Raw genomic sequence first — 10,697 nt, 5'->3', positions numbered from 1 at the left:
AATGTCTTCACCACTAACTTCAGCAAATTTTCTAAGTAATTTTTTTTGCTCTTTATTAAGATTTTGTGGTATTACAACAGTTATTTTCACAAACATATGACCTTTCATGTCACGGCCTCTTAAAGGCATACCCTGATTACGTACTTTAAATGTTGTTCCACCTTGAGTTCCAGGAGGTATGGTAAGAGAAATTTCATTTCCATAAATTGTTGGTATATCAATTTTGTCTCCTAAACTTGCTTGAACAATACTTACTTCTTGATTATAGTAAAGACTAGATCCTTCTCTTTCAAACTCTTTGTTTTTTCTTATATTTATTGAAATTAAAAGATCTCCTGAAGGAGCATTTCTATCTCCAGCATTACCTGCACCTGCGACTCTTAAACGGTCTCCATCATCAATACCTGGGGGAACATCAATTGTTATTGTTTGTTGTTCTCTTACAGTACCTTTTCCATGACATTTAGTACATGGGTCTGTAATAAGTTGACCAGTTCCTCCACATCTTCTACATGGTCTTACACTCATCATTTGACCAAGTAATGTATTAGTTACTTCTTTTACTTGCCCGGTTCCATTACATTCTGGACAAGTTTCAGGTTCAACTCCAGGTTTTGTTTTTTTACCATTACATTCGGGACAGGTTTCATCGTGGCGAATAGTCACGTCTTTTTTAATTCCAACTGCTGCTTCTTCAAGTGTAATCTCAATTTGGGTGTAAATATCTGAACCTCTTTGCGGACCTCTTTGTTGGGATCTATTTCTTCTTCCTCCACCAAATCCAAACATATCAAATATATTTCCTAAATCAAAGTCTTCAAAAATATCTTCAAAGTTTGCATTTTGGTATATGTCTTCAGCAGAAAATCCTTCCATGCCTGCATGTCCGAAACGATCATATTTGCTACGTTTTTCTGAATCAGATAGTACAGCATAAGCTTCACTTATTTCCTTGAATTTTTCAGTAGCATCTTCGCTATCACTTACATCTGGGTGGTATTTCATTGCTAATTTACGGTATGCTTTTTTAATTTCCTTCTCATCAGCATTCTTATCTACACCTAGAATATCATAATAATCTCGCTTATCTGCCATTTATTCACCTTAAATTCAAATAATTCTAAAAAAAAGTTGATTATAAATTAAATAGAAAAAATTGTTTTTTTTTTAAAAACAATTTTTCTAATAATTTAACTAATCTTTTACTTCATAATTTGCATCGATGGTATCATCGTCATCTGCAGAATCTGCACCAGCATCTTTTGCTTCGCCATTAGCTTTTTGTTGAGCTTGCTCTTGTGCAGCTGCTTCTTGATAGATTTTTGCACCAATTTCTTGAATTTCTTTAGTTAATTCATCGCTTTTTTCTTTAATAGCAGAAATGTCATCACCAGTTATTAATTCTCTTAGTTCTGCTACTAAACCTTCGATTTTCTCTTTAGCTTCAGCATCAATTTGGTCTTTTAAATCTTCAACAGTCTTTTCAGCTGTATAGATTATTGAGTCAGCATTGTTTCTAACTTCAATTTCCTCTTGTTTTTTCTGATCTTCTTCAGCATTCATTTCTGCTTCTTTGACTTTTCTTTCAATTTCTTCATCAGATAATTTTGTACTTGAAGTAATGGTTATGGATTGTTCTTTGCCAGTACCTTTATCTTTTGCAGATACATTAATTATACCATTTGCATCAATATCGAATGTAACTTCGATTTGAGGGACTCCTCTTGGTGCAGGTGGAATTCCAACTAATTGGAATCTACCAAGTGTAGTGTTATCATTTGCCATAGGTCTTTCACCTTGAACAACGTGAATATCTACAGAAGGTTGGTTGTCTGCTGCAGTAGAGAAGATTTGTGATTTTTTAGCAGGAATTGTCGTATTTCTATCAATAAGTTTAGTAGATACTCCTCCTAAAGTTTCAATACCTAATGATAATGGAGTAACATCAAGTAAAACTAAATCTTTAATTTCACCAGCTAATACTCCTCCTTGTATTGCTGCTCCCATAGATACACATTCCATAGGATCAATTCCTCTTTCTACTTTTTTACCTATGTATTTTTCAACAAATTCTTGTACACATGGCATTCTGGTAGGTCCACCAACAAGAATAATTTTATTAATGTCAGATTTTGACATTTTAGCATCTGATAATGCTTGTTCCATTGGTTTAGAACATTTTTTTACAATAGGATCAACTAATTGTTCAAGTTTTGCTCTGGAAATATCTTTAATTAAGTTTTTAGCTTCCCCATCTTTCATAGTAATGAATGGTAAGTTTACTTGACTGGTTAAGGTGGTTGAAAGTTCGATTTTTGCTTTTTCTGCAGCTTCTCTAAGTCTTTGCACTGCTTGATCATCTTCCATTAAGTCGATACCATTTTCATTTTTGAATTCGTCTGCAAGGAATTTCATAATTGCATTATCCATATCAGTTCCACCTAATTTGGTGTCTCCACTAGTGGATTTTACTTCAAATACTCCTCCTCCAAATTCCATAATGGTTACATCTAAGGTACCTCCACCTAAATCGAATACCATAATGTTTACTTCATCATCACTTTGTTTGTCAATACCATATGCTAAACTTGCTGCAGTAGGTTCATTTACAAGTCTTACTACATCTAATCCTGCAATGGTTCCTGCATCTTTAGTTGCAGTTCTTTGGTTATCATCAAAGTATGCTGGTACAGTAATAACTGCTTTTTCAATAGGTTCTCCTAAGAATGTTTCAGCATCTTTTTTAATTTTTTGTAAAATGAAAGCAGAGATTTCTTGTGGGCTGTATTCTTTTCCTTGAATATTTACTTTCCTATCAGTACCCATACTTCTTTTAATTGCACTAATAGTATTTTCAGGGTTAGTAATTGCTTGTCTTCTTGCCGGTTCACCGACTAATCTTTGTCCATCTTCAGTAAATGCTACATAACTTGGAAAAGCTTTACCGTATTGGCTTGCACCTTCTGCTGAAGGAATTACAGTTGGTTTTCCTCCAATAAGAACAGATGCTGCTGAGTTACTTGTACCTAAATCAATACCAATAATTTTTTCTTTTTTACTATCGTCTGCCATAGTATCACCTATTTTATTTTTTCATTAGTTTATTTTTATATATTAAATATTTAATTTATTAAAGAATTTTCAAGATTATATTTTAATTTTCTTTAGTTAAGTTAAGTAAGTTTTATTTTAATCTGATAATTTGAAAATTTTAATAAATTTAAATCTTATTTTTAATTATAAAGTATAAATGTAAATTTTAAATTAATTTTATATATGTTAATTAGCTATTTTTTACAAACTTTTACTTTTGAGTATCTAATAACATTATTTTTAAGGGTGTATCCTTTCATAAGTTCTTCAATTATATATCCATTTTCAACATCAGGATCATTTTCAACAATTAATGCCTCATGTTTAAATGGGTCGAATTTTTCCCCTTCTGTCGGAATTTTTTCTAGACCTTCTTTTTTAAGAACATCGGTAAGTTTCTGATAAATTAAGTCTAATCCTTCCTTCAATTCTTTTTCGCTATTAGATTTTGTAAGTGCTCTTTCAATATCTTCATAACTGTCTAAAATTTGTTTTATTAAATTTTCATTTGCAAATTTTATGATTTTTTGATTTTGTTTTTCACTTTGTTTTTTGAAATTTTCAAAATCTGCTTGAAGTCTTTGTGTGTGAGCAACATATTCACGAAGTTCTTCATCTTTCTTGTTAAGTTCTTCTTCCATTTTAGCTAATTTATTTTCACAATCTTCTTCATCTTGAATGGTTTCTTCTTCCTCAATTTCTTGTGGCTCTGGAGAGGAATTATTTGTTTCTTCTTCAAGATTTTTATCTTCTTTTTTATTAGCCATATGGTCACCTTTTTTATTTAATTATAAATTAACAATTATTATCTTGTTAAAATAATTATATTTTTCATATTTTTATTATTTCCTCAATACAATAGTTAATTATTAAAAGATAATTTCTATTTGCACTTTATTATTTTAGTTTTTAAAAATATGAATATATAGGACATTAGTTTACAAATAACTATTGTATTAAAGAAATTTACAAACTAAAATATTAAAGTAACCAAAAGTTATCTTTCTCAATATATCTTTTAGTAACCAAAAGTTATATAAACCTTTCGATATATACTATATTTTGATGAGACAAATAGATGAAAATCAAAATATTGAAAATAATAATCACTCTGATGATGTTGATATGGAAGATATTTTGGATATTATGGGCTCACGTACAAGGCGTGAAATCATTAATTTACTAAGGGAAGAACCTATGTTCGTTAGTGAAATAACTAATCAATTAAATATAGGTCAAAAAGCTGTTATCGAACATTTAAGAGCAATGGAAGAAGCAGGACTTTTAACTTCCTCTTATAAAAAAATAACTCGGGGTAGACCCCGTAAATACTATGATATGCCTAATGACATTACAGTTAATATAACTATTACTCATAATGTCTTTAATGTTAATGTCTCAGAGGATAGATTAAACCAAAAACAATTACCTTCTGGAGATGAATGGTCTAAATTATTAAATTTAGAGAAAAAAATAGATCAAGGGCATTATGAAGCAGTTGAAGAGTTAAAAAGTCAAATTCGTTTATATAATAACCTACTTGAAAGAGCAGAGTATATTTTAGAACGTACTTACAATCAAACAAATAAATTTAATCATAAATAATTTATTTATAAACGCTAAATTAATCTAAATATTAATAAAAAATTTAGATTATTCATTTTCTTTTTTTTTAAAATTAGATTTCTAGTTGCTTTACAATTTTTATTATAAATAATTTATAAACAAATATAAAAAAGTTTAGTAATTTACTATAAAGTTTTAATTTTTTCTAAATATAATTAATATATATTATATATAGTATTATTTAAGAGCTATTTTTTAACTTAAAAAACAGTATTTTTTTTATAGGTATTGGCTTGCTACAATTGATTGACCTAAGGATACAGATCCATCTCCACAACAAGAGCCTTTGTGTTGTATAAAATTATAACCTGATTTTTCAAGGATATTTTTACAAGTTAAGGTAATCTCTTCGTTGTATAATGTTCCTCCTGTGGCACCAATGTTTAAAATATTTTTATCTTCTGCTGATTTAATCGCCATAACAGATAGACCTTCTGCTATAGTTCTTTGTGCTGCTGATGCTATTTCTTTTATATTTTCTCCTTTAAATCTTAAATCAATAACTTCTTTTAAAATGTCTGTAGTATTAAGTCTATATATACCATCAATTTTTTCAATATTATATGGTATTTCAATGTTTTTAGATGAGCCATAAGCTGCAGCTTCAAGTTTCATTGCAGCTTCACCTTCATATGTTCTACTCCCACATATTCCAAGGGCAGCAGATACTGAATCAAGAACTCTACCGGTACTTGATGAAAGACCAACATTTAAATTGGAGCTTAACTGTTTTAACACCATGTCGATTTCACTTTCACCATATTTAAAGTAATGAGAATAGTTTTCTTTCATTAATTTAATAATTTCCATATCACTATATTTTTTACCATAACTGTCCTCATTTAATAATATTGACATTAACATACGTGAAGGGTATTTTGTACATAAATCTCCTCCAGGCATTCTTTGGGCAAGAAGAGATCCTAGCCTTTCAAAGTTTTTAACATCACTATATAATATTTCTCCTCCCCATGCAGTTTTGTCACTACCATAACCCACACCATCAGATGCAATAAATACAAGCTCATTTAAGTCATTATCATTTAAAAGATTAATACCATGGGCATGATGATGTTGAACTTTAATCAAGTCTACATCATAATACTGGCTATATTCCTCTGCAAGTTTTGTTGTAAAAAACTGAGGATGCATATCACATGCAATTAAATCAAAAGTTTTAGTTTTAGTAATTTCCATCATATGCTTGATTGCATCTTTTAAAAATTCATAAGTTTTATACTTATTAGTATTTCCAATATGTTGTGACAAATAAGCCATACCATGATTTAATATTGTAAATGTTACATCAAGTTCAGGTCCAAGGGCCAAAATATTAGCATCTTTAATTTTTTCATTTAAGTCTATTATTGATTTAGAGATAGCATATGGTTTAGGAGTATATCCTCTTGAACGACGAATAAATGAAAGTTTATTATTTCTATATTTTACAACAGAATCATCACATCTATTGATAATTCGTCTATTATGAACTAATGCATAATCGTAAATTCCTTCTAAATCATTTAGAATACTTTCATTATTAATCATCATAGGTTCTCCAGGTACATTAGCAGAAGTCATAATGTATGCAGGATCTCCATTAATCAATTCATTTTCAATAAAAAGTAAATGATGTAAAGGTGTATAAGGGAGCATAACACCAATAGTGTGTAACATAGGCGCAACTGAATCTGCAAAGAAATATTCATTATTTTTTTTCAAAACAACAATAGGTTTTTCGCTTGATTTAAGAGTTTCCTCTTCAAGTGGGCTAATTTGAGCATATTTTTTTACAGTTTCTATATTTGGACTCATTACTGCAAATGCTTGAGCTGGTCTATTTAAACGCTTTCTCAAATTCAAAACAACATTCTCATCTGTAACTTTACATACAAGATGTGTTCCACCGATCCCTTTAAGTGCAATAATATTACCTTCTTCAAGAAGTTTTGCAGTTTCACGTAAAATATCATCACAATCAAGGGGATTTTTATTCTTATCATATAATTTAAGTGAAGGTCCACATTCCTCACAGCACATGGCCTCTGCATGATAACGTCTATCTAGAGGATTTTTATATTCTCTTTCACATTCATCACATAATGGAAAGTCATCCATACTTGTTTTATCTCTGTCATAGGGTACTGATTCAATTACAGTAAATCTAGCTCCACAATCACAGCATGCATTAAATGGATATTTGTATCGTCTGTTTGTAGGGTCTGTAATTTCATCAAGACAATTATCACATATTCCAACATCAGGGGGAATGACACTGGTACCGTCATATGCATCTTCACTTTCAAGTATTATAAATTCATTATAGTTTTTACGGTTTAAATTACCTGTAATATTTTGTTCATTGTAAGTATCGATTTTAGCTATTGGGGGAAGATCTTTAAATAATGTATCTTTAAATTTAGAAAGATTATATTCTTCTCCTTCTAATATTATTTCTACAATATTTCCAAGGTTTCTAATAGTTCCATTTAAATTTAATTTTTTAGCTATTCTATAGACTGTAGGTCTAAAACCTACTCCTTGAACTATTCCAGAAACTAAAATCTTTTTTTGAATCATTTTACCCCATATTACTACTAATATTTTTAAACTTTTTTTTATTAAGAATTAAGTTAATTATTAAGAATTATTTTAATTTATTATTAAATTAATTATAAGCCCTTAATATAAATTAGATTAAATAATAATATTAATTATAATATTTTTGAAAATATTTATAAATTTTTATAAATTATTAAATTATAAGTTCTAAATATATAATAAATATAAATATAATTATATTAGTATTAATAGATAAATTAGATAATTTATTTATAAATTAATAATTTCTTAATAAATTTAGTTAATATTATAGATTTAATATTTCAACATTGAATATTATTTAAATTTTCAAATATGGATGTTAGTATGAAAAAGGTGTTAAATGATCTTGTAAGTGGAAAAATCACTATTGAAGAATGTGAAAAAAAGATTAAGGTAGATACAATTCTTGAAGTCAGTGGTCTTGCTAAATTAGATGTTAACCGTAATACTCGAACAGGTTTTCCAGAAGCTATACTTGCAGATACTAAAGACTATGATGATTTGCTTGAAATATTAAAAACTTATTATAAAGACTGTGATATTAAAGAAAATCTATTAATTACTCGTCTTAACAATGAAACTTATATTAGATTAGCTGATGATTTATCATTTTTAAGGGAAAATTATAATTTCACATATAATAAAAAAGCTAGAATACTAATTATTTCAAATAAGACTTATTTGGAAGATAAAAAGAAATTTAGCTCTAAAGTAGGAATTATTACAGCGGGCACATCTGATATATCTGTTGCAGAGGAAGCAAAAGTTATATTGGAAGAATGTGGAGTAGATGTTTTAAACTCTTATGATGTTGGAATTGCAGGTATTCATAGGTTATTTCCTCAAATTGCACATATGATAGAAGAGGATGTTAAAATTTTAATTATATGTGCGGGTATGGAAGGAGCATTACCTTCAGTAATTGCTGGTTTAGTTAATATTCCAATCATAGCAGTTCCTACTTCTATTGGTTATGGTGTAGGTGAAGGAGGAAAAACAGCTTTAAATTCTATGTTACAGTCATGTGCACCAGGAATATCTGTTGTAAATATTGATAATGGGTTTGGAGCAGCTGTATATGCAGTAACAATATTAAAAACATTTTGCAAAAAATAATATTTTTTTTAATTTAGAGGATGGGTCATGAATAGGTTTTAGAAAAATCTAATTAAACAATTATATCTGTTTTAATATTAAATATTTTTTAATTTTTAAATATATTTTTATACAAAACTATAATGATTTTTGACCAAATATAATCGTGTCCCGCCCTCATTTATTACAAATTTTTTAAATATTTTTTTATATCAGCTTGATGATAATTTTTTTATTAAATTATTTTTATTTAGAATATTACCTTTTATCAGTTATTGCTTATTTATTTTATTATTAGTTTTTACCCCTTTAAAGGTTTTATTTTTTATAAATTAAATCATAAGTATTTTTTTATAGAAAATTAATCTTCTAATTTCAATTTCATAAATAAATTCATATGGTAATATTTAAGTATAAGTTAAAATATTATTTATATTATACTTTTTTTCAAATTCGTATTTTAATGAGGGTACATATGATATTCGAGGATTTTGATCCAAATGTCCATGATACACGTCAAGTTGCAGAATTAGTATTTGATGTTGATTTAAGGATTTTTAGACGCGTATTTAAATCTAAAGAAAATGCTATTTCAGCTATTGAGAAAAAATTATTCGCTGAATATCCATTATTTAAAAATAGTTCTGATTTTCCTTTATATGTAATTTTCAATAAAGAAGACCCTTCCAAATTACTCGGAATAATTCTTGTTTCCTGTGGAAAAAACTTTAATTTTTTAAAAGAAGTATACTATTTATTTAAAAATCTTGATTTTGTTAGCGCTACACGTTTTACAATGGTAAAATATATTGATAAAAAAACCTTATCTAAAGTAAACGAAGAAGATTTATATATTGCAGAAATTGCAACAACAAAATCTGATAGATGTAAAGGTGTAGGTCGTGCAATCCTTCAACATGTTTTAGATAAAGCAAAAGAGTTAGGATATAAACGTGTTGTTTTAGATGTTGATTTAAAAAACAATAAAGCATTAAAATTATATGAATCTTTGGGTTTTAAAGTATTCGATAAAAAGAAATTTCAATATGGTTCCCATATGAAAAAAACATATAATATGGAATATGTATTTTAATTCTTTTTTTTAAATTCTTTAAATTCATTTATTAAAATGAATTAAATTAAGGTAAAAAGTTTTAGTGTCTACGTTTTTCAAATTCTTCTAAAATTTCATCGAATTTTACATTTTTATAGACAAGTAAAAGTAAAGTGTGGAATATTAAATCACTTGCTTCCCAAACAATCTCTTCATTATTTTTAGAAGCAATTATAAATTCACCACATTCTTCAGCAACTTTTTCTAAAATTTTATCTTCAGCTTTTTTAGAACTGTCTTGCATAATATTGGAAGTATAGGAATCAATAGGATTATCTCTTCTTGATTCAAGTGTTTCATATACTTCTCTTAAGATTTTATCATCAGTCATTTAAGGCCTCTAGTTAATTTTTTTACCTACAATTTTTTTATCTTTACTTTTTTTAATACTTTCAGTAATGGCAATTAATGGGTGTTGGTCATCATCTATAATGTGTATGTCATTAAGTGTTTTGATTCCACTTTTATCTGCAGTTCTTTCAACACCTAACTTAATTTCCTTATTAAGTTCTATTACATAGGAGTCAATAGTTTCACATCCAATTTTAACAGATGCCACTGCTCTGTGATGCCCATCAATTAAAATCCAACGTTCTCCTGTATGCACTACAATTGCAGGTTCTGCTAATCCTCTTTTAAGTTCATATGTCCTTCCATCTAACTCATCAGCATAGATTCTATCTTGTGTCGGTCTGATTTTTTCAACTGGGACTTTCATTTGCTTTATTTTTGCATCAACATCATACAATTGTTCTAATGTATCTTTAAAAGAACTGACTTTATTTGGTGTGGATCTTTCAATATGTGATCTTACAATATCTGTATTGGTTAAAAATCCAGTTAATTTTCCATCTTTATCAGTTACTGGCATACGAGAGATTCCTTGTCTAAACATTACTCTAGATGCATCATTTAATGCCATATCTTCTCTTGCAATAACTACGTCTACAGACATAATTTCATTAATAGTTTCGCTCCAGTCTTTAAGAAGTAAATCAAATGTTGTAACAATTCCAACAATAAATCCATCGTCATCAACAACTGGAAAACCATCGTGTCCAGTATCTTTCATAGTTTGTATAACATCTGAACATTTAGTATTTTTTTTTATACTTATAACCTTACTTGTCATGTAATCTTTAACCAATGCTTTTTTTGACATTAA

At 28.2% G+C, this 10,697-nt stretch carries 9 protein-coding genes; 3 read left to right on the top strand and 6 right to left on the bottom strand.

Annotated features, from left to right (window positions below; translation table 11 throughout):
* The 3 genes from dnaJ to grpE form a co-directional block, all read right to left on the bottom strand.
* A partial coding sequence (gene dnaJ, locus QZ146_RS04360; RefSeq protein ID WP_295722431.1) for a molecular chaperone DnaJ occupies positions 1 to 1,095 on the bottom strand: 1,095 nt, incomplete at its 3' end.
* Between the two features lie 99 nt (positions 1,096 to 1,194).
* Entirely contained in the window at positions 1,195 to 3,072 is a 1,878-nt protein-coding gene (gene dnaK / locus QZ146_RS04355) for a molecular chaperone DnaK (protein WP_295722430.1), read from the bottom strand.
* Between the two features lie 215 nt (positions 3,073 to 3,287).
* Positions 3,288 to 3,860 carry a nucleotide exchange factor GrpE gene (gene grpE, locus QZ146_RS04350; RefSeq protein ID WP_295722429.1) on the bottom strand — a complete coding sequence of 191 codons (573 nt, stop codon included), beginning with the start codon at positions 3,858 to 3,860 and terminating at the stop codon, positions 3,288 to 3,290.
* Between the two features lie 298 nt (positions 3,861 to 4,158).
* Between grpE and QZ146_RS04345 the strand changes: the two genes are divergently transcribed.
* Positions 4,159 to 4,698, top strand: a complete 540-nt coding sequence (locus QZ146_RS04345) for an ArsR family transcriptional regulator (protein ID WP_295722436.1) — start codon at positions 4,159 to 4,161, stop codon at positions 4,696 to 4,698.
* Positions 4,699 to 4,938: 240 nt separating this feature from the next.
* Here QZ146_RS04345 and hypF read toward each other — a convergent pair whose 3' ends face one another.
* A complete protein-coding gene (hypF, locus tag QZ146_RS04340; RefSeq protein WP_295722428.1) occupies positions 4,939 to 7,299 on the bottom strand; it encodes a carbamoyltransferase HypF in 2,361 nt (786 codons plus the stop codon).
* Between the two features lie 348 nt (positions 7,300 to 7,647).
* On the opposite strand from hypF, the gene larB reads away from it, so the two are divergent.
* Positions 7,648 to 8,439, top strand: a complete 792-nt coding sequence (gene larB / locus QZ146_RS04335) for a nickel pincer cofactor biosynthesis protein LarB (RefSeq protein WP_295722427.1) — start codon at positions 7,648 to 7,650, stop codon at positions 8,437 to 8,439.
* A 454-nt stretch (positions 8,440 to 8,893) separates the two neighbouring features.
* The gene (locus QZ146_RS04330; RefSeq protein ID WP_295722426.1) at positions 8,894 to 9,511 is read left to right on the top strand and encodes an N-acetyltransferase; all 618 of its coding nucleotides are present in this window, start codon (positions 8,894 to 8,896) and stop codon (positions 9,509 to 9,511) included.
* A gap of 61 nt (positions 9,512 to 9,572) precedes the next feature.
* On the opposite strand, the gene hisE is transcribed toward QZ146_RS04330, so the two are convergent.
* Together hisE and QZ146_RS04320 are read right to left on the bottom strand one after the other, a co-directional pair.
* The gene (gene hisE / locus QZ146_RS04325; RefSeq protein ID WP_295722425.1) at positions 9,573 to 9,863 is read right to left on the bottom strand and encodes a phosphoribosyl-ATP diphosphatase; all 291 of its coding nucleotides are present in this window, start codon (positions 9,861 to 9,863) and stop codon (positions 9,573 to 9,575) included.
* Between the two features lie 9 nt (positions 9,864 to 9,872).
* Positions 9,873 to 10,694 (bottom strand): CBS domain-containing protein, encoded by an 822-nt coding sequence (locus tag QZ146_RS04320; protein WP_295722424.1) that lies wholly within the window; start codon positions 10,692 to 10,694, stop codon positions 9,873 to 9,875.
* Between the last annotated feature and the right edge of the window lie 3 nt (positions 10,695 to 10,697).

This window comes from uncultured Methanobrevibacter sp., assembly GCF_905235195.1.
Taxonomy (GTDB): Archaea; Methanobacteriota; Methanobacteria; order Methanobacteriales; family Methanobacteriaceae; genus Methanarmilla.
Note: the sequence above shows the minus strand (reverse complement) of the source record. Positions and strands in the feature narration are given on the sequence as shown.

Bases quoted from the DNA above. Each gene is read 5' to 3' on its own strand.
- QZ146_RS04320 (WP_295722424.1), bottom strand. From the start codon at position 10,694: ATGTCAAAAAAAGCATTGGTTAAAGATTACATGACAAGTAAGGTTATA.
- larB (WP_295722427.1), top strand. From the start codon at position 7,648: ATGAAAAAGGTGTTAAATGATCTTGTAAGTGGAAAAATCACTATTGAA.
- hisE (WP_295722425.1), bottom strand. From the start codon at position 9,863: ATGACTGATGATAAAATCTTAAGAGAAGTATATGAAACACTTGAATCA.
- dnaK (WP_295722430.1), bottom strand. From the start codon at position 3,072: ATGGCAGACGATAGTAAAAAAGAAAAAATTATTGGTATTGATTTAGGT.
- QZ146_RS04330 (WP_295722426.1), top strand. From the start codon at position 8,894: ATGATATTCGAGGATTTTGATCCAAATGTCCATGATACACGTCAAGTT.
- grpE (WP_295722429.1), bottom strand. From the start codon at position 3,860: ATGGCTAATAAAAAAGAAGATAAAAATCTTGAAGAAGAAACAAATAAT.
- QZ146_RS04345 (WP_295722436.1), top strand. From the start codon at position 4,159: ATGAGACAAATAGATGAAAATCAAAATATTGAAAATAATAATCACTCT.
- hypF (WP_295722428.1), bottom strand. From the start codon at position 7,299: ATGATTCAAAAAAAGATTTTAGTTTCTGGAATAGTTCAAGGAGTAGGT.